The sequence below is a fragment of the Deinococcota bacterium genome (genome assembly GCA_030858465.1).
Taxonomy (GTDB): domain Bacteria; phylum Deinococcota; class Deinococci; order Deinococcales; family Trueperaceae; genus JALZLY01.
This window is the reverse complement of record JALZLY010000237.1, coordinates 1-24,225: the sequence shown is the minus strand read 5'-3', so window position 1 is coordinate 24,225 and position 24,225 is coordinate 1. Positions and strand designations below refer to the sequence as shown.

Sequence of the window (24,225 nt, the reverse complement as noted above, 5' to 3'; positions counted from 1 at the left end):
TTTCCGGTGAGGCGATTCGGCGCCGTTTGGACGCTTGGGAAGGAATCTTCGGCATGCTCTCCAATCCTGAAGACTACGTTGAATTCGAGAAGCTGGCACGTCGCCGTCCGCTCTTCGGGGGGCGGACCCTGGAGCTCGAGCCGGATGAAGACCGAGGACGCCGACATCCTCATCGCCGGCATCGCGCTCGCGAATGATGCCGTCCTGGTGACCCGCAACCTCAAGCACTTCGGGCGCGTGCAGGGGTTGCGGCTCGAGAGCTGGGAGGGCTAGTGTTTCGCGCCGCTATCGGCGACGGGCTCGAGTTGCGCCTCCTGGACTTCCGCCACGCCGAGGCGCTCTACCGCCTCACCGACAAAAACCGCGAGGGGCTCAGGCGCTGGCTGCCCTGGGTGGACGGGGCGCGCTCACCGGAGGACTCCAGGGCGTTTATCCGGAGCGGGCTCGAGCAGCTCGCCCGCGACGACGGCTTCCAGGCGGGCATCTGGCTTGCGGGCAAACTCGTCGGCGTCATCGGCTTTCACTACTTCAAGTGGCACAGCCGCCGCACCGAGATCGGCTACTGGCTGGACGCGGGCGCGCAGGGCCGGGGCGTGATGACGCGCGCCTGCCGCCGCCTCTGCGACTACGCCTTTGTGGAGCTGGCGCTAAGCCGCGTCGAAATCCACTGCGACGCCGACAACGCCAGCAGCCGCAAGGTGGCCGAGCGGCTGGGCTTTATCCAGGAGGGCGTCCTCCGCGGCGTCGGCTACAACGCCGGGGGGCACGCCAACGAAGTCATCTATGGGCTGCTCGCCGACGAGTGGCCTGCTACAATGACCAAGAGGATGACCATCTAGTCAACCGCCATCTAGTCGACCAAAAGGAGGCAGCCGTGACCGAGATGAGTGTTGCCGAGGCCAAGGCGAAGCTGAGCGAGATGTTGGCCCGGGTCGAGAAGGGGGAGCGCTTCACCATCACCCGCCGGGGCAAGCCGGTGGCGGTGGTATCCGCCCCGGAAGGGGTCTACCAGCCGCTGCCGTCTCGAGCCGAACTCAGGGAGAAGCTCGGCAGGGTCAAGGAGAGCGCGCTCGAGAGCTTGCTCGCCCTGCGCGACGAGGCCAGATATTGAGGCCGGCTAGGGGGGCGAGCTATCTCGATACGAGCTTCGTCGTGCCCTTCTATCTTCTGGAGACGAGCAGCGGGCGGGTCGAAGGGTTTCTTCGCTCACAGCCGCCCGGCAGCCTCGTCTTGAGTTCTTGGGGAGGGGTCGAGTTCGCCAGCACGCTGGCGCGCAACGTGCGCATGGGTTTGCAGGAGAGGGAGAAGGCTCGCGCCCTCTTTGACGTTTTCAAGGCGGACGCCAGGACACTCTTTCGCGTCCACGTGCCTACGGCAGCGGATTTCAGCCTCGCCGCCAGCCTGCTTATCGGACAACCTCAGTCGGGTTTGCGCGGCGGGGATGCACTTCACCTCGCCATCGCCAAGAACCACGGCCTCACGCTGTACACTCTGGACAAGGCGCTGCTCGCCGCCGCGGACACGCTCGGCGTTGCCGCCAGCGACGCGGGCAGCGGAGGAGCATCATGACCGTCAAGGATATTTTTGAAACCATGGATTACGGCCCCGCTCCCGAGAGCGCTGGGGGCGCCGAAGCATGGTTGGGGCGCCACAAGGGCAAGTTAGACCTCTTTATCGGCGGCAGGTGGCTGAAGCCGAAGACGGGCGAGTACTTCGAAACCGTCAACCCCGCCAAAAACCGGCCGCTCGCCAAGGTCGCCCAGGCGGGCGAGGAGGACGTGGACGCCGCCGTCAAGGCCGCGCGTGAGGCTCAGCCCCAGTGGCAGGCGCTGGGCGGGCACGGCCGGGCGCGCTACCTCTACGCCCTGGCCAGGCAGGTGCAGAAGCACTCGAGGCTGTTTGCCGTCTTGGAGTCGCTCGACAACGGCAAGACGATTCGCGAGACGCGCGACCTGGACATCCCCCTGGTCGCCCGGCACTTCTACCACCACGCGGGCTGGGCGCAGCTCATGGAGAGCGAGTTCGCCGGCTTTGAACCGGTGGGCGTGGCGGGACAGATCATCCCCTGGAACTTCCCGCTGCTGATGCTCGCCTGGAAGGTGGCGCCCGCCCTGGCGATGGGCAACAGCGTGGTCTTGAAGCCCGCCGAGTTCACCTCGCTCACGGCCCTGCTCTTCGCCGAGATTACTCAGGAGGTCGGCCTGCCGCCCGGCGTCCTCAACATCGTCACCGGCGACGGGCGCACCGGCGAGCTCCTTGTCAGGCATGAGGGCATAAGCAAGGTAGCCTTTACCGGCTCGACCGAGGTAGGCAGGCTCATCCGCGAGGCGACGGCGGGCAGCGGCAAGGCGCTCACCCTCGAGCTCGGCGGCAAGTCGCCCTTCATCGTCTTCGACGACGCCGACCTCGATTCAACCGTCGAGGGCGTGGTGGACGCCATCTGGTTCAACCAGGGCCAAGTCTGCTGCGCGGGCTCGAGGCTCTTGTTGCACGAAGGGATCGCCGCGAGGATGATCGACAAGCTCCGCGCCCGGATGGAGACCTTGCGCGTCGGCGACTCGCTCGACAAGGCCGTCGACATCGGCGCCATCGTGGCGCCGGTGCAGCTCGCGCGCATCCAGGACCTGGTCAGGAGGGGAGAGGAGGAGGGCGCCACGCTCTGGCAGCCCTCCTGGGCCTGCCCGACCGAGGGCTGCTTCTACCCGCCGACGCTCTTCACCGAGGTCTCGCCCGCCTCGAGCATCGCCCAGCTCGAGATCTTCGGCCCGGTGCTGGTGTCGATGACCTTCCGGACGCCCGAGGAGGCCGTCGAACTCGCCAACAACACCCCCTACGGCCTCGCCGCCAGCGTCTGGACCGAGAACCTCAACCTGGCCTTGGACGTCGCGCCCAAACTCGAGGCCGGCACCGTCTGGGTGAACTCGTCGAACCTCTTCGACGCGGCCGCGGGCTTCGGCGGCTACCGCGAGTCGGGCTACGGGCGCGAGGGCGGCAAGGAGGGCTTGTGGGGCTACCTCAAGCCGGTGTGGGAGGAGGGGTTGCCGCCCTACCAATCCCCCCAACCCCCCTTGGCAAGGGGGGTTGGGGGGGGATTGCCCGCTTCTCAAGGGGGGGCTGGGGGGGGATTGCCCGCCATCGACCGCACCCCCAAGATGTATATCGGCGGCAAGCAGGCCCGGCCCGACTCGGGGTACAGCCTGACGGTGTACGGCGCGGGGGGCAGGGCCATCGGCGAGGTGGGTGAGGGCAACCGCAAGGACATCCGCAACGCCGTCGAGGCGGCGGCCAAGGCCGGGAGCTGGACGAAGACCACGGCCCACAACCGCGCCCAGGTGCTCTACTACCTGGCGGAAAACCTCGCGGTGCGCGCGCCCGAGCTCGAGGCCCGCCTCGCGCAGCTCACCGGCCAGCGGCCCAAGGCCGCCGCCGCCGAAGTGCAGGCAGCGATAGGGCGCATCTTCACCTACGCCGCCTGGGCCGACAAGTTCGACGGCGCCGTCCACCACACCCCCATGCGCAACGTGACCCTGGCGATGAACGAGCCCATCGGCCTTATCGGCGTCGCCTGCCCCGACGAGGCGCCGCTCTTGGCCTTCGTATCGCTGCTCATGCCCGCCATCGCCACGGGCAACCGCGTGGTCGTCATCCCCTCGCCGCGCTATCCGCTCGTTGCCACCGACTTCTATCAGGTCCTGGACACCTCCGACGTGCCCGGCGGGGTGGTCAATATCGTCACCGGCGAGCGCGATCTGCTGGCGAAGACGCTCGCCGAGCACGACGCCGTCGGAGCGATGTGGTACTTCGGCCCGGCGGAGGGCAGTGAAATGGTCGAGCGCGCCTCTACCGGCAACCTCAAACGGACCTGGGTGAATTATGGCCGGGCCAGGGACTGGGCCGACCCGGCGCAGGGCCAGGGGCAAGCGTTCTTGCGCCAGGCGACGCAGGTCAAGAACATCTGGGTGCCCTACGGGGAGTGAGAACCTTATCGAGCGTTCGCTCCTATCTTGCGGGACGGCAAACCGTGAGCTATACAAGCACCTGCCGTCAACACCTGCCGTCACCGAGAAAATCCCTGTCTTCGAAGATATAATCATCTGCTATGGATAACTCATCAGCTACGCCAGACGGCACCGAGGCGGATAGCACCGAGGTGGACCTTCTTCTCATCGTTCCCCACCCCGACGACGAAGTGTTTGGCTGTGGCGGCCTCTTCAGCAAGATGGCCGCCTTCGGCAAGCGCGTGGCGACTCTGACGCTCACCCGGGGCGGTTCGGGGCGGACGCTCGAGCTCTGCAGCCGCGAGGAACTGCCGGCCTTGCGCGAGGCCGAGCTGAGGGCCTCGCTCGAGGTCCTGGGCGTCCGCGACCCGCGCCTTCTGGACTTTCCCGACGGCGCTTTGAACAAGGTCCCCGAGGGCGAGGTTATAACGGAGATTCGCAGCGTGCTCGAGGAGCTCAGGCCCAAGTGCCTGGTAACCTTTCCGCCCAACGGCTCCAACGGTCACCCCGACCATGTCGCCACCCACCGTTTCGTCCGGGCGGCGCTCGAGGCGTCGTCGCAGAGGCCGGACAGAATTTACTACTTTGCCGCCGAGCGGCCCTACAGCGGTCCCGACCGCGAGCGCTTCTTGAGCGCTGCGATGATCCGCGCGCAGCACCTGGCGCCTACCCACTACGTGGACGCCCATGATTTTATCGAGAACAAAATCCGGGCGATGGGGCAGTACGAGACCCAGGCCCGGAGCGTCTTGATGTTCATGCGCAAGTTCCCGCGCCGCCTGCTGTTCGAGACCTTCCACCGCGCCGAGCCCCACTACCCCGACGACCAAGCGCCCATGACCGTGCCCTGGCTCTGATCATTCTGTTTTAAGATGAGCTCATGAAGCACGTCGTCAGCGTGTCGCTAGGCTCCTCAAAGCGCGCCACCTATATAGAAACTGAGCTCCTGGGACAGTCGCTGCTCATCGAGAGGCGGGCGACTGATGGCAACATTGAAAGGGCAAAGGAACTGGTGCGCGAACTCGATGGCAAAGTTGATGCCATCGGCTTGGGCGGTATAGACCTTTACATCTACGCTGGATCGAAACGCTACGTGATCCGTGACGCGCGCAAGATCGCCGACGAGGCTAAAAAAACGCCGGTGGTTTGTGGCGCGGGACTAAAAGATAGCCTCGAGCGCCACGTGGTCGAAACTCTTGGCAAGACGGTGGATTGGTCCAACAAGCGTGTCCTCATGGTCTCGGCGGTAGACCGTTTTGGCATGGCGGAAGCGCTTCACGAGGCAGGGGCTCGGATTATTTATGGGGACATGATGTTTTCTTTAGGGTTGCCGGTTCCTATCAGGAGCATTTCTACGACGCGCGCGCTTGCTCGATTGCTCCTTCCCATCGCGACGCGTCTGCCTTTTACCTGGCTTTATCCGACTGGGAGTAAGCAGGAGGCCGTGAAAGAGGATTGGAGAAGTCGCTACTACCATGAGGTAGACGTGATTGCCGGAGATTTCCTCTGGATTAAGCGTTCACTTCCGAATAGGTTTTCTGGCAAAACCATCCTCACCAATACCACAACTGCAGAGGATATCGAAGATTTGCGCCGGCGCGGAGTCAAGACCCTCATCACCACCACCCCGCGCTACGGTAGCCGCAGCCTTTCGACCAACCTGCTCGAGGCCGCGTTCGTCGCTATCGCCGACAAGTTCCCGCTGTCACGCGAGGACTATACTGCGCTCATCGAAGAGGCTGGTCTCGAGCCGGACGTGCTCGAGCTCAACCCCTCCTTCTCGTAAAAAAGGTTAAAAGGTTGGAAGGTTGGAAGGTTGGAGGCTCCGTTTGGGATAACTTTTAAACTTTTAAACTTTTCAACCTTTTAACTTCTTCAACCCTCCTTCAGCCTGGCGCGGCAGCGGACGCAGTAGTCCTGCGCGGGCACCCGCTCGCCGCAGGCGGGGCAGACTAAAGAGGCGCGCACCACCGCCCGCACGCCCATGGCGCTGAGTTCCGAGGCGATGAGAACGGCGTCCTCCTCGGCGATGTCCGAAACCGTCAGCTCGACCTCGCCCGAGACCGCCGAGACGATAAAGCGGCCGCTGGCATAGGGCTGCGAGGCGTCGCCGCGGTTGGCCGCCTCGACGGCGCCGCGGACCTCCTGAAAGTATTGCCACAGGTCGCGCTTCGTCGTCACGGCCTCACTCTAGCGCGCCCGCAAGACGAGGACAAGGCGGGCCGTGACAGTAGACTGGAGCCATGAAGAGGCTCGATCACTACATCGGCAACACCCCGCTCGTCAGGCTCTTTAGGGTGGTGGAAGCGGACATGGCCGAAGTGTGGATCAAGCTCGAGGGCTTCAACCCCGCCGGCTCGATCAAGGACCGCACCGCCAAGGGCATGATCGACGACGCCGAGGAACGGGGGATACTGACCCCCGGCAGCGGCCGGACCATCGTCGAGCCCACCAGCGGCAACACTGGCATCGGCCTGGCCTTCCTGGCGGCGGTGCGCGGCTACCGCTGCGTCATCGTCCTGCCCGACACCATGAGCGAGGAGCGCAAGCGGACGCTTCTGGCCTATGGGGCCGAGCTCGTCTTCACCCCCGGCGAACTCAGGATGCAGGGCGCGATTCCACGGGCGCAGGAGATCGCCGAGGAGACGGGCGCGTGGATGCCCAACCAGTTCGAGAACCCCGCCAACCCGCGCACGCACTACCGCACTACCGGCCCCGAGATCTGGCAGGGGATGCAGGGCCGCATCGACGCCTTCGTGTGGGCGAGCGGCACCGGCGGCTCGATCAGCGGCGTCGGGAGATATTTCAAGGAGCAGAACCCCAAGGTCGAGGTGATCGCCGTCGAGCCCGCCCGCAGCGCGGTCATCAGCGGCGGCGAGAAGGGCCAGCACAAGTTCCAGGGCATGGGTCCCGGTTTTATCCCCGGCAACCTCGAGCTGAGCCTCTTGGACGGCGTGAAGACGGTCTACGAGGAGGACGCCTTTCCGCTGGCCCGGCGCCTGGCCCGCGAGGAGGGGCAGTTTATCGGCATGTCGAGCGGCGCGACGGTGTGGGCCGCTTTGGAGGTCGCCCGCGAGCTGGGGCCGGGCAAGGTGGTCGTCTGCATGGCGGCGGATACGGCGGCGCGCTACGTGAGCACCGAACTCTTCGCGGACTAGGCCGCGGACGAGGCTGCGGACGAGGCTGTCGCCTACTGTGGCTCGACCTCGGCCAGAGCCTTGATGGCGGGGCCGTTCAAGACCTCACCGTCCGGGGCGAAGCGCGAGCCGTGGCAGGGGCAGTCCCAGGAGCCCGCTTCGGGGTTCCAGGCGACGATACAGCCCAAATGGCTGCAGACCGCCGAGCGCTCGAGCACCGTGCCCTGCTCGTCCTTATAGACGGCGACCTTGCCCAGCCCCCGGCGCATGACGGCGCCGCTGCCCGGCGCGATCTCGTCCGCCGAGGCGACCTCGCCCGCCCTCAGCCAGTGGCCGAGCTTGGAGATCTCGTTGACGCCCTCGCGGAGCATGGTGGGGACGGCCCCGGCCTCGAGGCGCTTGGGGCTGTAGAGCTCGGCCCAGGGGTTGTCGCGGCCCCGGATCAGGTCGGCACAGATCATGGCGCCCAAGGTGCCGTGGGTCATGCCCATGCCCGAGTCGCCGGTGATGACGTAGACGTTGTCGCTGCCCGGATCGCGGCCCAAGAAGGCCAGGGCGTCGAAGGGCTCCATGAGCTGAGCGGACCAGCGGTAGAGGACTCTCCCGGCGGCGAGAAAGCGCTCCCTGGCCCAGCGCTCGAGCCGCTCATAGCGCCCGTCCGCCTCGTCCTCCTGGCCGGTCTTGTGGTCCTCGCCGCCGACCATGAGCAGCTCGCGCTCGTCGTCCAGAGGGTGCAGGCGGGCGTAGTGGTAGGGCTCGGCGGTGTCGGCGTACTGGGCAGGGTAGACGGCGCCCTTCGCTACCTCCAGGCCGATCACGTAGGAGCGGTGGGCGCCCTGTCGGCTCGAGTACAGCAGCCGCTCGCCGATGGGCGCGTTCGTCGCCAAGACCACCGCTCCGGCCGTGACACCGTGGCCCTCCCTGGTGGTGACCTTGACAGGCGCGCCGCCCGCAACCTCGGTGACGTGGCTGTAGAGAAAGATCTTGCCGCCCCTGCGGGTGATGGCCTTTTCCAGGCCCGCCAAGTACTTCAGCACGTGGAACTGAGCCTGGTTTGCAAAGCGCAGCGCGGGCCCGGTGTCGAAGCCGTCCAGGGGCGCGCGCGCCACCTTGTCCACCCCGGTGATGCCCGCTCGCTGGATGGCTCCCAGTTCCTCGGTCAGAAACTCCGCCGACTCGCCCGGCGGCCCAAAGAGATAGCTCTCGAGGCGCTCGAAATCGCAGTCGATCTGCTCTTCCTGGGCGATGCTTTCGATGAGATCGATGGCGGCGGCGTGGGAGTCGCTGGCCAGCTTGAGGCCCTCGCTGCCGAAAAGCCGCTCGAGCTCTGTGTAGCCGTCGTCGAGCTCGCTGTTCAGATGCGCGGTGGTGCCGCCCGTCTCGCCCCCGGCGATGGGGCCGTCGTCCAAGACCACGACCTCCTCGCCCTCGCGGAGGAGCAGGTAGGCCGTCGTCATCCCCGACAGGCCCGCGCCGACCACGCACACGCCCGTGCTCAGGGATTCGCCGAGGGGAGGATGCTCCGGCAGTTGCGCCGTCGCCCTCCAGACCGAGTTGTGCTGAGGGCTGGTCGTTGGCATGCTTAGAGCATGGCACGCCTGGCCCCGGCGGAATAGGAAGGGGCTCGCTAAGTTGGCCCCGTCAGTTGGCCCCGTCAGTGCTCGAGCACCCGCCTCACCGCCGCCAGAACCCGCCTGGCGTCCGGCCGGTAGTGGTGCGCGACGGCGCTAAAGGGCGGATAGGGCGCGTCCCAGCCGGCCACCCGGAGGACGGGCGCCCGAAGGTGGTCCACCGCCTCTTCGGCAATTCTCGCCACCACCTCGGCGCCGAAACCGCCGGTGCGCATGGCCTCGTAGACGACGACGGCCCGGCCGGTCTTGGCGACCGAGGCCAGGACCGTGTCGCTGTCGAGAGGGGTAAGGGTCTCGAGGTCGATCACCTCCAAGGCGACGCCCTCCCTCGCCGCCACCTCGGCCGCCTTGGCGCAGACCTCGACCATGCCGCCGTAGCAGATCAAGGTGACCGCGTCGCCCTCGCGAACGACTCTAGCCTCGCCCAGCGGCAGGGTGTAGTAGTCCTCCGGCACCTCGGCCCTGACGCTGCGGTAGAGCTTGATGGCCTCGAGGAAGAAGACCGGGTCGGGGTCCTCGATAGCGGCGAGGAGGAGGCCCTTGGCCCGCTCTGGCGAGCTGGGGATGACCACCTTGACGCCGGGCACGTGGGCGAGGATGGCCTCGGGCGAGTCGGCGTGCTGCTCGGGGGTGTGGACGCCGCCGCCGTAGGGCATCCGCAAGACCAGCGGGATGCTGTAGCGCCCGCGGCTGCGGTGGCGGTAGCGGCCCAGGTGCGAGAGGATCTGGTCGAGGGCAGGGTAGACGAAGCCCGCGAACTGGATTTCGGCGACCGGACGCAGCCCCGCCAGCGCCAGGCCTATAGCGAAGCCGACGATGCCGCTCTCGGCCAGCGGCGTGTCGAAGACCCTCTTTTCGCCGTACTTGGCCTGGAGGCCGTCGGAGACGCGAAAGACGCCGCCCATCCGGCCCACGTCCTCGCCGAAGAGCAGCACCCGCTGGTCACGCGCCAGGGCCTGGTCGAGTGCCTGGTTGACGGCCTTGACGAGGTTAAGCGTCGGCATGGCCGCTCTCCTTGGAGCTCTCTTTGAGCGCTTCCCAGGCGCGCCTGGCGTCGGGTGTCATCTCTTGGGTGACGTGCTCGACGATGCTCCAGGGTTCGGGCGCGGGGGTCGCGTCGGCTTCGGCGAGCGCCGCGTCGCACTCGGCCCCCAGGTCTTTCAGCAGTGCTGCCTCCTGGTCGCCGTCCCAGAGCGTCAGGTGCTCTACGGCGCGGCGCATCCGCGAGATGGGGTCGCGCTGCGCCCAGGCCGCGGCGTTGACCCTGTCCTCCTCGCCGCTGTAGCGGCTGGGGTCGTCCGAGGTGGTGTGGGGCAGGGCGCGGTAGGTCATCGCCTCGATGAGGCTGGGGCCCTCGCCGGCGCGGGCCCTAGCCACCGCCTCCCCCACGACCTGGCGCACCGCGACGAGGTCGTTGCCGTCGACGACCACGCCGGGCATGCCGTAGCCGGCGGCGCGGTCGGCCACCTGCTTTACCTTCATCTGTCTGCTCGTCGGCACGCTGATGGCCCAGCCGTTGTTCTGCACCACGAAGACCACCGGCGCGCCGAAGACCGCCGCGAAGTTGAGGCCCTCGTGAAAGTCGCCCTCGGAGGTGCCGCCGTCGCCGATAAAGGCCAGCGCCACCCAACCCTCCCCCTGGTAGGCCCCGGCCTGGGCGAGCCCCACCGCCTGGGGAATCTGCGTGGCGATAGGGATGTAAAAGGGCAGAATCCTGAGCTCGTCGGGGAATCTCCAGCCCGCCGGGTGCGCCCGCCAGAAGAGGATGAGCTGCCTGACCGAGAGGCCGTGGCTGAGCGCCACGCCGCTCTCGCGGTAACTGGGCACCACCCAGTCGCTCGGCTCGATGGCCAGGGCCGCGCCCACCTGCGCCGCTTCCTGGCCGCGAAAGGGCGGGTAGACGCCCAGCTTGCCCTGGCGCTGCCAGACCACCGCGCGCTCGTCGAAGAACCTCGCGCGGCGCAGGGCGCGGTAGCCCTCGAGCAGGGTCTCCTGGTCGAAGGGTAGCTCCTTTAAGGGTTTGCCGGTATCGTCCAGATACCTCACGATATCCATGTCACCTCCGGTAGGATCAACATTCAGCGGCTCGCGCATGCCTACAATTCACAATCGCCTTCCTATTACAACAAGCATCCGCCCGGCGACCTGACGATGAGCCGAACGTCAAGTACAACGCAACCCGTCGGACGGGTGGCGGCAAGCGTTACCGGTAGAGCTTGCCCGATCGAGACGGTCGCCGGTCCGCGCGCCTCACAAGCGCACCATTACCCTTCACAAGCGCACCGCACCATACAAGACACCATACAAGACACCAGGGCGCCCCGCTAGAACGTATACTTGGTACAGGATTGCCCTGGGACATTGTATGGGAAAGGGACACCCCATGAGAGACGCCGTCATCGTCACCGCCGTTCGCACGCCGGTGGGCCGCGCCCACAAGGGCATGCTCAAGGACACCCGTCCCGACGACCTGGCCGGGTTCATCGTCAGAGAAGCGGTGAGGCGCACCGAAGGCCTCGAGCCGGGGGCCATCGACGACCTCCTCCTTGGCAACGCCCACCCCGAGGGCGAGGCGGGCTACAACGTGGCGCGCATCGCCGGGTTGATCGCCGGTCTGCCCGAGTCGGTCGCCGCCTCGACCGTCAACCGCTTCTGCGCCAGCGGCCTGCAGACGGTGGTGCAGGGCGCCCACGCGGTGATGAACGGCATGGCCGAGGTGGTCTTGGCCGGCGGCGTGGACTGCACCTCGCGGGTGCCGATGGGCGGGCACACCACGAGTCCCAACAAGGCGCTCTGGGAGCGTTACCCGCAGGCTTACCACAGCATGGGCCAGACCGCCGAGGCGGTGGCGCGCAAGTACGGCGTCTCCCGCGAGGAGCAGGACCACTTCGCGCTCCGGTCGCACCAGCGGGCCGTCGCCGCGCAGGAGGCGGGCAAGTTCAGCGCGCAGGTCGTGCCCGTGCCCACAAGGGTCAAGGACGAGCAGGGCGAGTGGCACGAGGTGGTGGTCGAAAAGGACGAGGGGCCGCGGGCCACCACCAGCCTGGACAAGCTTGCCGGCCTTGCCCCCGTCTTCGCCCAGGACGAGGCGGCCACGGTGACGGCGGGGAACTCGAGCCCCTTGAACGACGGCGCGGCCATGACCGTGATCATGAGCGAGGGCGAGGCCAGAGCGCGCGGCTTAAAGCCGCTGGCGCGCTTCGTGCAGGCGGCGGTGGTGGGGGTGGCGCCCGAGGTGATGGGCATCGGGCCGGTGCCGGCGATCCGCAAGCTGCTCGAGAAGACGGGCATGACGGTTGCAGACATCGACCTCTTCGAGATCAACGAGGCCTTCGCCAGCCAGTGCGCCTACTGCCAGAAGGAACTCGGCATTCCGAGCGAGCGGCTCAACGTCAACGGCGGCGCCATCGCCATCGGCCACCCGCTCGGCGCCACCGGAGCGAGGATCGCCGCCGACCTCTTCGCCGAGATGAACCGCCGGGACGCCGAATACGGCGTCATCTCGATGTGCGTGGGCGGCGGCCAGGGGATGGCGGGGCTCTTTCAGCGCGTCTAGTCCTCCTCGAGCGCCAGTTTCCGAGCCCGCAGGCCCAAGAAGAGGGGAATCTCCTGGGCTTCTTTGGGAGCGGCGATTTCCCTCACGCACTCCACCAGCAGGCCCTGACTGCCCAGGCCGTTGATGTAGGCCTCGAGCGGGCGGTGAAAGCTGCGCGAGACGCCGCGCCCGCCCGGATAGGGTTTCATAGGCACGGCTAGCGGGCTCAGGTAACGGTCGACGCGCCGGTAGCGGAGCTTGCGCTCCTCGTCCCAGCCCCAACCGCTCTGCCGCGGGACGCGAAAGCAGGGGTGGGTCATCAGCATCACCAGGCGGCCGCTGTCCTCGAGTACCCGGCTTGCAGAGGCCAACACTTCCTCCAAGGGGTCCATGTCCTGGATGCTCAGCAAGAACACCGCGGCGTCGAAGCGCTGCCCCTTCAGTTCGGCCACCTTGTCGAGCGCACGAGCGTCGCCGACGAGGAAGCGTCCGGCGGCGCCGTGGCGCTTTCTGGCCAGCCGGATGAGGGAGGGGCTGGCGTCGAGGCCAGTGTAACGCGCACCGCTCGCGCTCGCGTGGGGCGCCAAGACGCCCTGGCCGGCGCCGATATCCAGCAGGCTTTCGCCCGCTCGCAAGTCGAGTAGCTCGAGCACCGCGGGCAGGGCCAGCTCGCGGTGATGGCGGCTGCCGCCCGGGCCGACCCAGCCGTCGTACCAGCGGGCCAAGGGCTCCCAACTGGTTGCGGTAGGTTTGTGAGAACGCTTCGAACGTCGTTTTGAACGTGGTTTTACCTGCATGGGTCGCATAGACACTCCAAGGGAAAAGGGTCTGGGAAGGGAGCGCCCACCAGCGAACGGCGATGGTTGTCGATATGGCTGGTTCTGTACGGCGCAAGCGGGCAGACTCCCGCTCGGGGCTCGAGGGGAGACGAGGGCTTACTTGCGCAGGCGTATCATCGGCACTGAGTCTAGCACAGGGTCTAGCCCAGGGTCTAGCACACCGCTGGGGCGCTTGCCATCGCTTCGCCGGTATAATCGCGTCGGAGGCGCCATGCCGCGACCGACCGCCGACCCGCACGTCTCCCACGCCCGACCCGAGAGGCTGCTGCAAAGGCTCATCCGCTTCGACACCACCAACCCGCCGGGCAACGAGCATGCCTGTATCGGCTATCTTGACGGCTTGCTCAGCGAAGCGGGCTTCGACACCACCCTCCTTGCCAGGGACCCCGGGCGCCCCAACCTCATCGCCCGCTTGAAGGGGAGGGGCGCCGCGCCGCCGCTCTTGCTCTACGGCCACGTGGACGTGGTTACCACCGCCGGTCAGAGCTGGACGCGGCCGCCCTTTGGCGGCGAGGTCGCGGGCGGCTTCGTCTGGGGCCGGGGCGCGCTCGACATGAAGGGCGGGGTCGCCATGATGCTGTCCGCCCTGCTGCGCGCCAAGGCCGAAGGCTTGAATCCAGCCGGTGACGTCATGCTCGCGCTTCTCAGCGACGAGGAGGCGGGAGGCGAGTGTGGCGCCGGCTTTTTAGTCGAGGCCCACGCCGGGCAGTTCGAGGGGGTGCGCTACGCCCTCGGCGAGTTCGGGGGCTTCAGCCTTCACTTGGGCGGGCGGCGCTTTTATCCCATTCAAGTCGCGGAAAAGCAGATCTGCTGGCTGAAGGCGACCGTGCGCGGCCCCGCCGGACACGGCGCCCTGCCGATGCGCGGCGGGACGATGGCCCGCTTGGGCCGGGTCCTGCGGCGCCTCGACCGCCGGCGCCTGCCCGTGCATGTGACGCCGGTCGTCAGAGGGATGCTTACGGCCGTCGCCTCGAGCCTGCCCCTGCCCGCCGGCCTCGTCCTGCGCCAGCTCCTGAATCCCGCGCTGACCGGCCGGGCGCTGGCGCTCCTCGGCGCCAAGGGGCGTGTCTTCGAGCCGCTCCTGCACAACACCGTCAACGCCACCGTGGTCCGGGGCGGCGACGAGCGCACGCCCAACGTCATCCCCGGCGAGGTCGTCGTCGGGCTCGACGGCCGCCTGCTGCCCGGCTACGGTCCGGACAGGCTGATGGCCGAGCTGCGCCGGCTCATCGGCGATGTGGAGCTCGAGCTCGTCCGGCACGACCCCGGCCCGGCCGAAGCCGATATGGGCCTCTTCGAGACGCTGGCGGGCATCCTGCGGGAGCTCGACCCGGACGGGATTCCCGTGCCGCTGCTCCTGCCGGGGGTAACCGACGGCCGTTTCTTTTCTCGTTTGGGCATCCAGACCTACGGCTTCTTGCCGATGAACCTGCCCGAGGGCTTTGACTTCACCAAGACCATCCACGCGGCCGACGAGCGCATTCCGATAGGCGCCGTCCGCTTCGGCGCCGAGGCAATCTACCGGGCGCTCGAGCGCTACGGGAGCTAAACCACCCTGCTGCGGGCGGTCAAGGCCTTGGGTTGTCACCCTCTTGCCACCCCCCCGCTTCACCGCCCTGCCAGTAGTAGCCGGGACCGGGGCAGCGCCCCAAGCGCTCGAGCACCTCTTCCACGGGAATCCTGTAGACGAAGCGGGTCCTCGAGTACCAGGGCCCCAGACGGCGGGCGCGCTCGGCTCGAGGGCTGGCGGCGTCCATCAGGCCAAAGCGCGCCAGGTAGCTCGCGGCGCGGTTGACGGCCAGGTCGAAGAGGGCGTCCCTGGGCACTAGCCCCGCCCGCGCGCCTCGTAGCCCGCTCCGGTCAGCGCCGCGGTGGCGCGCTTCAGCTCCTCGTTGCTCTCAAAGGCCAGGCGGATGGCCCCGCCCGCCTCGCGGATCGCCAGGACCTCGATGTCCTTGACGTTCACCTCGGCGTCGCCGAGCGCCCTGGTGATCTTGGCGAGCTCGCCGGGACGGTCGGGCACGGCGATGACCACCTCGAAGCGGGCGGGCAGAAGGCTGCGGCGGACGATGGGAATGGCGTCGCGGCTGTGCTTGGCGGCTTCGGCGCGCTCGAGCAGTGCGTCGGGCTCGTCCAAGAGCCTCTCGAGCGCTTCGATTCTCTGCCGGAAGGCCCCCAGGGTCTCGCGGATGGCCTCCCGGTTGGCCGCCACCATGTCGCGGCTCATCGTAGGGTTGCCCGAGGCCACCCGGGTGAGGTCGCGAAAGCCTCCCGCCGCCAGGAGCATCATCAGGTCGCGGTCCTTATCCTCGGCGACGAGCTGCGTCAAGGCCACCGCCGCCAGGTAGGGCAGGTGGCTCACCGCCGCCACCAGCCGGTCGTGCTGCTCTGGCGCCACCTCGATGGGCTTGGCGCCCAAGGCTTCGACAAAGCGCCGGACGCTTGCCAGCGCGCTGGGATCGGTCGTCTCGGCCGGGGTAAGGACCCAGACGGCGTTCTCCAGCAGGGCGGCGCTCGCGTGCTGCACCCCGACCCTTTCGCTGCCGGCCATGGGATGGCCGCCGACGAAGCGCGCGGCCGCGAGGCGCCGGACGACCTCGGCCTTGACGCTGCCCACATCGGTCAGGATCGCCTCGGGGCCGACGAAGGGCAACAGGCTCTCGGCCAGCGGCGCGACGGCGCGGGCGGGCGGCGCTAAGACGATCAGCCCGGCTTCCATGAGCCAGTCGCCGGGATGAAGCCGGATCTCGTCGATGGCGCCCAAGCCCAGGGCGGCCTCGAGGGCGGCCGGGTCGCGGTCCAAGCCGACGACGCGCTCGGCCAAAAAGCGCTGGCGGACGCCCAAGCCGACCGAGCCACCGATCAGCCCGACGCCGGCGATGACGACGGTGTGGAAGAGGGGCGAAGGGCGCATAAGGCAGGACTGAGGGCTGAGGACTGAGGGCTGAGCAAGTCCACTAGCTCAGTCCTCAGTTCTCTTACCTCGGCACTGGATTTTCCAGCCCTTTCTTGCCGAGCGCCGTCACCACCGCGCGGAGTTGGCTCATCAGGGCGCCGAACTCCTCGTCGCTCAGTTGCTGGGCGGCGTCCGACTTGGCCTCCTCGGGCTTGGGGTGGACCTCGACGATGAGGCCGTCGGCGCCCGCGGCGGCGCTCGCCAAGGCCAAGGCCGGGACCAGGCTGCGCTTGCCGGCGGCGTGGCTCGGGTCCACCCAGACGGGCAGGTGCGTGAGCTCCTTTAGGACCGGCACCGCCGAGACGTCCAAGGTAAAGCGCGTCGAGGTCTCGAAGGTGCGGATGCCGCGCTCGCACAGGATCACGCTCTGGTTGCCCTGCGAGAGCACGTACTCGGCCGCCTGCAAGAACTCTAAGATGCTCGTGCTCATGCCGCGCTTGAAGAGCACCGGCTTGCCGGAGCGGCCGAGTTCGGCCAAGAGCGCGAAGTTCTGGGTGTTGCGGGCGCCGACCTGGAACATGTCCGCCACCCGGCCGACCGTCTCGACGAGTTCCGGCGCGGTCACCTCGGTGACGATGGGCATGCCCGTCTCTTGGCGCACCCGGCTCATGATCTCCAAGCCCTCCTCGCCCAGGCCCTGAAACGAGTAGGGGCTGGTGCGAGGCTTGAAGGCGCCGCCGCGGAGGATCCGCGCGCCGTGCCTCTGGGCGAACAGGGCCGCCGTGCGAGTCTGCTCGTAGGACTCGACGCCGCAGGGCCCAGCGGCCACCGTGAACTGGCCGTTGCCCGTCTTGACGCCGCCGATCATCACAAACGAGTCGTCGTGGCGAAACTCGCGGCTCGCCAGCTTGAAGGGCTTGGTTATCGCTACGACGGTTTCGACGCCGTGATGCGCCCGCAGCTGCTCGCGCAGGTCCTGGGTCGGCGCCGGGCCGATGGCGCCTACCAGCGTGCGCGTCTCGCCGACGCTCACGTGCGCGGCGAAGCCCCGGCTCTGCACGTCCGAGATTACCTTGTCGATGTCCTCTTGCGAGGCTCCTTTTGCCATTACGATGACCATCTTGTTCTCCCCAATCACATAAAGCTTCACTATACCTGCCGGCGGGCTGGACGACTAGCCTGAAAGGCTGGCGGGCTGGCAGGTTGGCAAAGGCGACGGGCGTCGCGTCATGGCTGGGCTGTGTTGTCGGGAATCAGGCTTGCGCTCGAGCGGGCGCCGAGGTGAAGCCCGCGTGCGCATAGCCGTCAAAGCCGTCGTCCACAAGTTCACCTCCCCTTGCCGGGGCGGTCACGGCTCGAGCTGCCGTCACAGTTGGCATATGCCCTAAAGTCTAACAAAAAGCGCGTCTCTGTCAATAGGTCAATAGGGATGCTCGGCGGCGCTGGATACCGGCTCGTCTGGCCGCTCATATGGCTCACAGCCGCGGCGCGGGCGCATGTGCAGATGCACCACGACAAGGAACGGGGCCATCCTATAGTGAGCCCATGCCCTACCCGACCGAACCCCGCGACATCCACCTTGCCATGAAGTACGGCTGGCTCGAGCGTTACCACACGCAGCAAGAGAGCCTGGAAAGCATCGTCCGCCACGCCTTTGGCAGTTTGGAGCAGGGCTACCTCGTCTACTACGGCATCCTGGAGGCCGCGGCCGAAGCGGACGTGGTGCTCCGCGAGGACGGCGAGATCGTCCCCTACCCGCGTTCCGACGACGTCCTGGGGCTCGCCAAGGCGCTCTTCAGCGAAGTCCTGGAGGCGGACGAGGCTGAGAGAGGCGAGGTCGCCGAGCGCGGCAAGCGCACCTTCGGCGACATCATCGAGACGGAGTTCCTAAACGTCGAGGACAGGGAGCGGGCGCTCTTCGCCCGCTACGGCTGGCCTTACACCGGACGACGACACCAGCAGTAGCGCTCGAGCCCTCACAGCCTGACCCGCTTGCCGCCGTCCTTGCCGCGCGCCTTGAAGATGAGCCTGACGGGCACCTCTTTGAAGCCCAGGTCCTCGCGGATGCGGTTCAACAGGTAGTTTTCGTAGGGCCGCGTCACGAACTTCTCGTTGTTGACGAAGATGATAAAGGTCGGCGGGGCGGTATCGCCCTGGGTGGCGTAGATGAGGTTTAGGCTCCTGCCCTGGAAGTTGGGGAGCCGCTGCCGCTCGGTCCACACCGACAGCCAGTTGTTGAGCTCGCTCGTGGCTACCCTGAACCTGCTGGTGTCGTAGACGCGGATGACCGCGGCGAGGAGGTCGTGCAAGCCGTAGTCGTTGAGGGCGCTGGTATAGACCCGCGGCGCGAAGTAGAGGTGGGCCAGCTTCTGGTCGAGGTCCTTCCTTACCTCTTCAAGTTTATTATCCGGCACCAGGTCCCACTTGTTGACGGCGAGCACCACCGGCTTGCCGGCCTCCAAGGCCAGGTTGGCGATGCGCAGCTCGTGGTCGCCGAGCTCACTGGGATCGACGACGAGAATCGCCACGTCGGACTTGAGCAGCGCCTCTTCCGAGCGCAGCTTGGAGTAGTACTCGACGTTCTCGCTGGGCTTGCGGCGGATGCCGGCGGTGTCCACCAGCACGAAGGAGCGCCCGGCGAAGTCGAACTGCACGTCCACGGCGTCGCGGGTGGTTCCCGGCTCGTCGGCGACGATGACGCGCTCGTTGCCGACGAGGGCGTTCAGCAGGCTCGACTTGCCGACGTTGGGCCGCCCGATGATGGCGACTTTGACCGCCTCGACCTCCGCCTCGCCCTCGTCCTCGGGCAGCCGCGCCAGGATTTCGTCCTTGAGCTCCAGGGTGCCCCGGGCGTGCTCGGCGGCGGTAAAGAGGGGCTCGCCGAAGCCCAGGCCGAACAGTTCATAGATGTGCGGCGCCTCCTCGTGACGGGGGTCGTCTACCTTGGTGGCGACGAGCAGGACGGGTTTGTCGACGGTGCGGAGCCAGTCGGCGATCTCCCAGTCGGCGGCCGTCAATTCGGCGCGGCCGTCCACGGTGAAGAGAATCAGCTCGGCGTCCTTGAGGGCGGCCTCGATGCGCGCCTTGATAGGCTCTTCCCAGGCGTCGCCCGACCACAGGCCGCCGCTGTCGAGCAGGGTGAACGTGCCGCCCTGGTCGCTCGTCACCAGGCCCTCCTTGACGTCCCTGGTGACGCCGGGTTGATCCGCGACGATGGCCTCGCGGCGCCCGACCAGGCGGTTGAAGAGGCTCGACTTGCCCACATTGGGCTTTCCTACGATGGCGACTTTAGCCAAGATGCGTTCCTTTCTCGATGCCGTAGCCGTGCGCCCAGGCGTAAGCGTCCATGCTGGGCTTGCCGGGCGGCTGGACGGTCTTGAGGAGAATGGCGCCCTCGCCCGCCGCCACCTTGACGCCTTGGGCGCTCAGCTCGAGCACCTCTCCGGGGGCGCCGCGCCCGGGCGCAGGGTGCAAGCCGCGAAGCTTGAGCGGCCCTCCCGCGACCTCGGTCCACGAGCCCGGCCAGGCGTAGACGCCGCGGAAGCGGTTGTAGATGGCCCTCGCGGACTCTCCCCAGCGGACGCGGCCGTCGTCCTTGCTGAGCAGGCGAGCGTGGCTGGCCTGGTCTTCGTCCTGAGGGATGAGGGGCAGAGTACCCGTCTCGAGCGCGTCCAAAGCCTCGAGCAGCGCTTTGGCGCCGAGCGCTGCCAGTCGCGCCGACAGCTCCGGCGCGGTCTCGCCCGCGCCGATGGCGAGCGCGCGTTGCAGCCGGATCGGCCCGGTGTCGAGGCCGGCTTCGGTCTGCATGATGGTGACGCCCGTCGCCCTTTCGCCGTCGATGAGGGCCGCCTGGATGGGCGCGGCGCCGCGGTACTTGGGCAGCAGGCTGGCGTGGACGTTCAAGAAGCCGTGCCGGGGAATGCTCAGCAGGCTCCGCGGCAGGATCTTGCCGTAGGCGGCGGTGACGGCGGCGTCGAGCTCAGCGTCTTGCAAGAGCGCGCGAAAGGCTTCGCTGCCTCGCAGCCTGGCGGGTTGCTCGAGCTTCAGCCCCAGCTCCCGGGCCCGCCGCGCCACCGGCGGCGCGGTCAGCCTCATGCCGCGGCCGGCGGCCTTGTCGGGCTGGGCCACCACCAGGGCGAGCTGGTGCTGCTCGTTGAGCGCGGCCAGGACCGGCAGGCCGAAGTCGGGCGAGGCGAAGAGGGCGAGGCGCATACGGCTCTAACCCTGGACGGCGCGGGGCTCGCGCTTCAGTTCCTTGAGCAGCGCCTTGGCCTCGCGCTGCATCTCGGCGAGCGCCTGGCGGTGCTCGTCCATAAAGGCGCGGCGCGCCCCCTCGTCCAGCCAGTCGATAAAGAGAACCCCGTCCAGGTGGTCGTATTCGTGCTGGATGACGTGGGCGAAGTGGCCCTCGGTAGTCAGGGTGTGGGGCCGGCCGCCTAAGTCCTGGTAGTCGACGCGCAGCTTCCGGTCGCGGCGCATCTCCTCGACGAAGAGGCCGGGCAGGCTGAGGCAGCCGTCGCGGCCGTACTGGCTGCCGCTCAGGTCACGGAGCTCGGGGTTGACCATCACGTGCTCGGCGACGACGCCCCAGTGCCGGCGCTTCTCCTCGGGACTCATGCGCTCGAGGTCTCGTTCCTCTTCCTCGCTGGTATCGACAGCCTCAGCGCCCTCGGCCCTGTCGTCGTGAGGGTCGTCGTGAGGGTCGTCGTGAGGGCCGAACTCGAGCGCGAGAAAGACGCGCAGGCTCTCGCCCACCTGCGGCGCGGCGATGCCCACGCCGTTATAGGCGTACATGGTCTCGCGCATGTCCTTCACCAGGCTGTCGAGCTCCTCGTCGAAGCGGGTCACGGGCTTGGCGGCCTTGCGCAAGACGGGGTCGCCGTAGTACCTTATCGGTCGAATCACAACTCCTCCTACCCCTTTATACCGGAAGCGGAGGGCGGCGATTTGCCCCTGCTTTACCGGCCGGACGCCACTCGCCGGCTTTGGCCTGGCGTGGCCGTCATTCCGGCCGTCATTCCGGCGGGGTGTCACCAGCCGGGGGGTCGCCAGCAGGCGTGACGCCTGCCGGGCTGTTCTGAGCCGCCTCGTTCGCCTCCGGGTCCATGAGCGAGACCTCGGCGCTGAGGCTTTCCAGGGCGACCACGCCCTCGGGCAGGACCGGCGAGAGCGTGACCTGGTATACGCCGGCTACGGCGGGCATGTCGGCCTGCACCGCGACGCTCTCGAGCGGCAAGACGGCCTCGCGCGGACCCGCCACCAGCAGGCTGTCCTGGCTCAGCGTCACCTCGCCGACGCTAAGCGGCGCCGGGGCCAGCGGCTCGAAGTCCACGGGCAGACGGCGGCTGTAGAGAAGCGTCTCGTGCTCGCTCAAGACCACCACCTCTTCCGGCGTGATGCGCAAGTCCGGCACCGGCAGGTCGTCGCCGTCCACGGCGAAGAGACCGTTGACGACGGCAGACCCATCCTCGCCGAGCTCGCCGAGCAGCGCCGTCACGTAGCTCACCCGGGCGACCTGCGACTCCTGGCCGCTCACCACAACCTCGTCGGGCTGGCTGCTCAGCCGCCAGCCGTCGCTGCCGCGGCCCACGCCCAGGACCGACAGGCGCAGCGGCACCGTGCGCGAGCCCAAGGCCTCGGTGATGCCGATAATGCGGCCCGGCGTCACCTCCTCGACCTCGACGTCCTGCGGCGCGATGACGCGCACCACCACGTCGAACTCGGCGCTGACCTCGCGCAGGTCGATAAAGGCGTCGAAGTACTCGGGCCTCAGCCTCTCGACGGTGTCGCTCAGACCCGAGACGATGACGATGACATTCGCGGGTACGCCCCGCGCCACCCGCTCGGGGCCCAGCCCGGTGATCGACAGCGGCACCTCGAGGGCGCGCTGCGCCACGGCGCGCTGCTCGGACTCGATGGCGGACCAGATGAGCAGCGCCACCAGGAAAAAGACCATGAATTGAAACCAGGCCAGCCCCCAGCGTCCCAGCCTCACGTTCCCAACCTCATGTGCCGTAGACCTTTCTGAGCGCCTTGGTCACGTCGGCGGGGGCGATGTCGCTCTTCAGGGCGCCGTTTTGGGCCAGGCTCACCGTGCCCCGCTCCTCGCTCACTACGATGATGAGCGCGTCGCTGGCCTCGGCCAGGCCCAGGGCCGCCCGGTGCCGGGTGCCGTGCTTGACCGACCAGCCGTCGTGCTTGTCGGAGAGGGGAAAGATGGCCCCGGCGTGGGTGATGACGTCGCCCTTGATGATGACCGCGCCGTCGTGCAGGGGACCGTAGGAGGCGAAGATGGTCTGGAGGAGCGCCGAGGAGACCGGCGAGCCCAGCGCCGTGCCGACCCGGCCGTACTCGGCCAGCGGCGTCTGCCGCTCGACGGCGATGATGGCGCCCTGACGCTGGGTGGCGAGCTCGCGCACCGCCGCCATGATCTCCTGGACAGGGTCGCTGCCGCTGCTGTGGGCGATGCGGCCTCGGCCCACGCGCTCCAGGGCGGCCCGCAGCTCGGGCTGGAAGACGATGATGATGGCCAGCAGGCTGACGGGCGCCAGGTTGGCGAAGATCCAGGCGGTGGCGGTGAGCCGCAGTTGCGCGGCGATAAACCACAGCGCGCCCAGCGCGGTCATGCCCAAAAAGACGTTCCAGGCCCTCGAGCCGATGAGCAAGCGGTAGGCCCCGAAGAGCATCAGCGCGATGACGGTGACGTCGAGGAGGTTGAGGAGGCGAAAGTTGTCGAAAAGCGCGGGCAATTTAGGCTCCTGCCAAAAGGGCTGACGAAAGGGCTGATGACGTGTCGGGCACGCCTTTCGCGCGGTGCCTCAACGATAACACGGCCTCCGGCCCAGCTAAGCCTCCTCCGCCGGGCCCAGCGTGGCGAGCGCCCGCTCCTCGACGGGGATGCGCATGGCCATCACCAGGGCGTTGAGGGCGGTGACCAGCGCGGCCGTCAGGTAGAGGCCGAAGGTGAGCGGGGCCAGGGCGAGCTCGAGCGTCACGATCAGGTAGTTGGGGTGCTTGAGAAAGCGAAACGGCCCCTCGCGGACGAGCCTGGCGCCGGGCACGACCAGCACCCGGGTGTTCCAGTAGGGGCCGAGCGAGCGGATCACCCAGTAGCGCGCGACCTGAAGCGCGAGCCACAGCGCGAAGGTCAGCGGCGCAAAGGCCGGGAACCCGCGCGGGCCAAAGAACGCCTCGAGGACCATGCCGAGCAGCCACAGCCCGTGCAGCGCGACGATCAGGGGGTAGTGCCCGGCGCCGTACTCGACCGCGCCCCAGGCCCGCACCCGCCGCTCGTTGCGCCCGGCCAGCCTGAGCTCGAGGAGGCGCTGAACGGCGATAAAGAGGACAAAGAGAGCGAAGAGGGCAGGGTAGCTCATGGGGGCGCGGTCCTCATCTTCTCATGAGACCATTCATGCAGATGAGATTGGCTAAGCGGCTTTAAGTTATACCAATTGCCTTGCGAAGTACCACAAACCGAATGCGTCCAAGGGTATGCGCTCACGCGCACTTATCAAGCGTCGCTTTTGCGCTTGATAAGGCACTTGGTATTACCAGCGAAACAGCACCTGCTCGGCGCTGAAGCCCGGACCCAGGGCGAAGAGGGTGCCGGGTGCGCCCGTGGGCGCGGTCGCTTGCAAGAAGCGCTCCAGGACAAAGAGCACCGTCGGGCTCGACATGTTGCCGTAGTCGCGTAAGACCTCGCGGGCGCTGTCCAGGCTACCCGCTTCCAGGTCCAGACAGCGCTCGTAGGCGTCCAGCACCTTGGGCCCGCCGGGGTGGACGACGAAGTGCTCGAGGTCAGCTAGCCCCAGGCCGCTCTCCGCCAGAGCCTCGCGCATGGTGGGGCCCAGGTTCTCCTGCACGAAGCTGGGGATGTCGCGCGAGAAGCGCACCTTGAGCCCGCCCTCGACCACGTCCCAGCCCATGATGTCGTCGCTGGCGTCGAACAGGCGGCTGCTGCTGCTCAGCAGTTCGGGGCCCTGGCCCTCAGCGCCGGGGCCGACCAGCACGGCCGCCGCGCCGTCGGCGAAGAGGCCGCTGCCGACCAGGTTGGACTTGGACTTGTCGCCGCGGATGAAGGTCACGGAGCACAGCTCGACCGCGACCAGCAACACGGACTTGCCGGGCAGGGCGCGGGCGAGGTCGGCGGCCCGCGCCAGCCCGGCCGCGCCGCCCGCGCAGCCGAGACC

The 24,225-nt window shown here is 67.8% G+C and carries 25 protein-coding genes and 1 pseudogene; 11 read left to right on the top strand and 15 right to left on the bottom strand.

All coding sequences use genetic code 11. The annotated features are described in order from the left end of the window. The first annotated feature begins 159 nt into the window (after positions 1-159). From M3498_12065 to M3498_12035, 7 genes and pseudogenes are all read left to right on the top strand, one after another. Positions 160-273, top strand: a pseudogene (locus M3498_12065) (type II toxin-antitoxin system VapC family toxin). Next, positions 273-839 (top strand): GNAT family N-acetyltransferase, encoded by a 567-nt coding sequence (locus tag M3498_12060; GenBank protein ID MDQ3460020.1) that lies wholly within the window; start codon positions 273-275, stop codon positions 837-839. Before M3498_12065 ends, M3498_12060 begins: the two are co-directional and overlap by 1 nt. 44 nt (positions 840-883) lie before the next feature. Next, complete coding sequence (locus tag M3498_12055; protein MDQ3460019.1) at positions 884-1,111, top strand: type II toxin-antitoxin system prevent-host-death family antitoxin; 228 nt, start codon at positions 884-886, stop codon at positions 1,109-1,111. Next, a complete protein-coding gene (locus M3498_12050) occupies positions 1,108-1,569 on the top strand; it encodes a type II toxin-antitoxin system VapC family toxin (GenBank protein MDQ3460018.1) in 462 nt (153 codons plus the stop codon). Before M3498_12055 ends, M3498_12050 begins: the two co-directional genes overlap by 4 nt. Then, positions 1,566-3,977 carry an aldehyde dehydrogenase family protein gene (locus tag M3498_12045; protein MDQ3460017.1) on the top strand — a complete coding sequence of 804 codons (2,412 nt, stop codon included), beginning with the start codon at positions 1,566-1,568 and terminating at the stop codon, positions 3,975-3,977. Before M3498_12050 ends, M3498_12045 begins: the two co-directional genes overlap by 4 nt. Positions 3,978-4,099: 122 nt before the next feature. Continuing rightward, positions 4,100-4,855 carry a PIG-L family deacetylase gene (locus M3498_12040; protein ID MDQ3460016.1) on the top strand — a complete coding sequence of 252 codons (756 nt, stop codon included), beginning with the start codon at positions 4,100-4,102 and terminating at the stop codon, positions 4,853-4,855. Between the two features lie 23 nt (positions 4,856-4,878). Continuing rightward, positions 4,879-5,784 carry a quinate 5-dehydrogenase gene (locus M3498_12035; protein ID MDQ3460015.1) on the top strand — a complete coding sequence of 302 codons (906 nt, stop codon included), beginning with the start codon at positions 4,879-4,881 and terminating at the stop codon, positions 5,782-5,784. Between the two features lie 89 nt (positions 5,785-5,873). On the opposite strand, the gene M3498_12030 is transcribed toward M3498_12035, so the two are convergent. Further along, on the bottom strand, positions 5,874-6,179 hold the full coding sequence (locus M3498_12030; GenBank protein MDQ3460014.1) for a hypothetical protein: 306 nt from the start codon (positions 6,177-6,179) through the stop codon (positions 5,874-5,876). A 62-nt stretch (positions 6,180-6,241) separates the two neighbouring features. Here M3498_12030 and cysK point away from each other — a divergent pair, with 62 nt between their 5' ends. Next, positions 6,242-7,156, top strand: coding sequence for a cysteine synthase A (gene cysK / locus M3498_12025; GenBank protein MDQ3460013.1), 915 nt, complete (start codon positions 6,242-6,244; stop codon positions 7,154-7,156). Between the two features lie 32 nt (positions 7,157-7,188). Here the strand turns inward: cysK and M3498_12020 are convergent, their stop codons facing one another. The 3 genes from M3498_12020 to pdhA form a co-directional block, all read right to left on the bottom strand. Further along, the gene (locus tag M3498_12020; protein MDQ3460012.1) at positions 7,189-8,715 is read right to left on the bottom strand and encodes an FAD-dependent oxidoreductase; all 1,527 of its coding nucleotides are present in this window, start codon (positions 8,713-8,715) and stop codon (positions 7,189-7,191) included. Positions 8,716-8,789: 74 nt separating this feature from the next. Next, the gene (locus tag M3498_12015; GenBank protein MDQ3460011.1) at positions 8,790-9,770 is read right to left on the bottom strand and encodes an alpha-ketoacid dehydrogenase subunit beta; all 981 of its coding nucleotides are present in this window, start codon (positions 9,768-9,770) and stop codon (positions 8,790-8,792) included. After that, positions 9,757-10,821: a pyruvate dehydrogenase (acetyl-transferring) E1 component subunit alpha gene (pdhA, locus tag M3498_12010; protein MDQ3460010.1), complete on the bottom strand. Its 1,065-nt coding sequence runs from the start codon at positions 10,819-10,821 to the stop codon at positions 9,757-9,759. Before pdhA ends, M3498_12015 begins: the two co-directional genes overlap by 14 nt. A gap of 328 nt (positions 10,822-11,149) precedes the next feature. On the opposite strand from pdhA, the gene M3498_12005 reads away from it, so the two are divergent. Next, complete coding sequence (locus M3498_12005) at positions 11,150-12,322, top strand: thiolase family protein (protein ID MDQ3460009.1); 1,173 nt, start codon at positions 11,150-11,152, stop codon at positions 12,320-12,322. On the opposite strand, the gene M3498_12000 is transcribed toward M3498_12005, so the two are convergent. Then, positions 12,319-13,026 (bottom strand): class I SAM-dependent methyltransferase, encoded by a 708-nt coding sequence (locus tag M3498_12000; protein MDQ3460008.1) that lies wholly within the window; start codon positions 13,024-13,026, stop codon positions 12,319-12,321. The two genes, M3498_12005 and M3498_12000, sit on opposite strands and share 4 nt — an antisense overlap. Before the next feature lie 325 nt (positions 13,027-13,351). Between M3498_12000 and M3498_11995 the strand changes: the two genes are divergently transcribed. Then, positions 13,352-14,689, top strand: coding sequence for a M20/M25/M40 family metallo-hydrolase (locus M3498_11995; protein ID MDQ3460007.1), 1,338 nt, complete (start codon positions 13,352-13,354; stop codon positions 14,687-14,689). Positions 14,690-14,708: 19 nt separating this feature from the next. Here the strand turns inward: M3498_11995 and M3498_11990 are convergent, their stop codons facing one another. The 3 genes from M3498_11990 to aroF all read right to left on the bottom strand — a co-directional run bounded on the left by M3498_11990 (position 14,709) and on the right by aroF (position 17,156). After that, on the bottom strand, positions 14,709-14,966 hold the full coding sequence (locus M3498_11990) for a hypothetical protein (GenBank protein MDQ3460006.1): 258 nt from the start codon (positions 14,964-14,966) through the stop codon (positions 14,709-14,711). Further along, the gene (locus M3498_11985) at positions 14,966-16,054 is read right to left on the bottom strand and encodes a prephenate dehydrogenase (GenBank protein ID MDQ3460005.1); all 1,089 of its coding nucleotides are present in this window, start codon (positions 16,052-16,054) and stop codon (positions 14,966-14,968) included. The genes M3498_11990 and M3498_11985 overlap by 1 nt, the downstream gene beginning before the upstream one ends. Before the next feature lie 64 nt (positions 16,055-16,118). Then, entirely contained in the window at positions 16,119-17,156 is a 1,038-nt protein-coding gene (aroF, locus tag M3498_11980) for a 3-deoxy-7-phosphoheptulonate synthase (GenBank protein ID MDQ3460004.1), read from the bottom strand. Positions 17,157-17,581: 425 nt separating this feature from the next. Here aroF and M3498_11975 point away from each other — a divergent pair, with 425 nt between their 5' ends. Next, positions 17,582-18,001: a hypothetical protein gene (locus tag M3498_11975; protein MDQ3460003.1), complete on the top strand. Its 420-nt coding sequence runs from the start codon at positions 17,582-17,584 to the stop codon at positions 17,999-18,001. A gap of 11 nt (positions 18,002-18,012) precedes the next feature. Here the strand turns inward: M3498_11975 and der are convergent, their stop codons facing one another. The 7 genes from der to M3498_11940 all read right to left on the bottom strand — a co-directional run. Further along, positions 18,013-19,332, bottom strand: coding sequence for a ribosome biogenesis GTPase Der (gene der / locus M3498_11970; protein ID MDQ3460002.1), 1,320 nt, complete (start codon positions 19,330-19,332; stop codon positions 18,013-18,015). Continuing rightward, entirely contained in the window at positions 19,325-20,248 is a 924-nt protein-coding gene (fmt, locus tag M3498_11965) for a methionyl-tRNA formyltransferase (protein MDQ3460001.1), read from the bottom strand. The genes der and fmt overlap by 8 nt, the downstream gene beginning before the upstream one ends. Before the next feature lie 6 nt (positions 20,249-20,254). Then, positions 20,255-20,941: a peptide deformylase gene (locus M3498_11960; protein MDQ3460000.1), complete on the bottom strand. Its 687-nt coding sequence runs from the start codon at positions 20,939-20,941 to the stop codon at positions 20,255-20,257. Positions 20,942-21,050: 109 nt separating this feature from the next. Next, positions 21,051-22,031: a hypothetical protein gene (locus M3498_11955; GenBank protein ID MDQ3459999.1), complete on the bottom strand. Its 981-nt coding sequence runs from the start codon at positions 22,029-22,031 to the stop codon at positions 21,051-21,053. A 10-nt stretch (positions 22,032-22,041) separates the two neighbouring features. After that, complete coding sequence (cdaA, locus tag M3498_11950) at positions 22,042-22,785, bottom strand: diadenylate cyclase CdaA (protein MDQ3459998.1); 744 nt, start codon at positions 22,783-22,785, stop codon at positions 22,042-22,044. Positions 22,786-22,881: 96 nt separating this feature from the next. Then, positions 22,882-23,412, bottom strand: coding sequence for a hypothetical protein (locus tag M3498_11945; GenBank protein ID MDQ3459997.1), 531 nt, complete (start codon positions 23,410-23,412; stop codon positions 22,882-22,884). 171 nt (positions 23,413-23,583) lie between these two features. Further along, positions 23,584-24,225: stilbene synthase (locus M3498_11940; GenBank protein MDQ3459996.1), on the bottom strand; the 642-nt coding region annotated here is incomplete at its 5' end.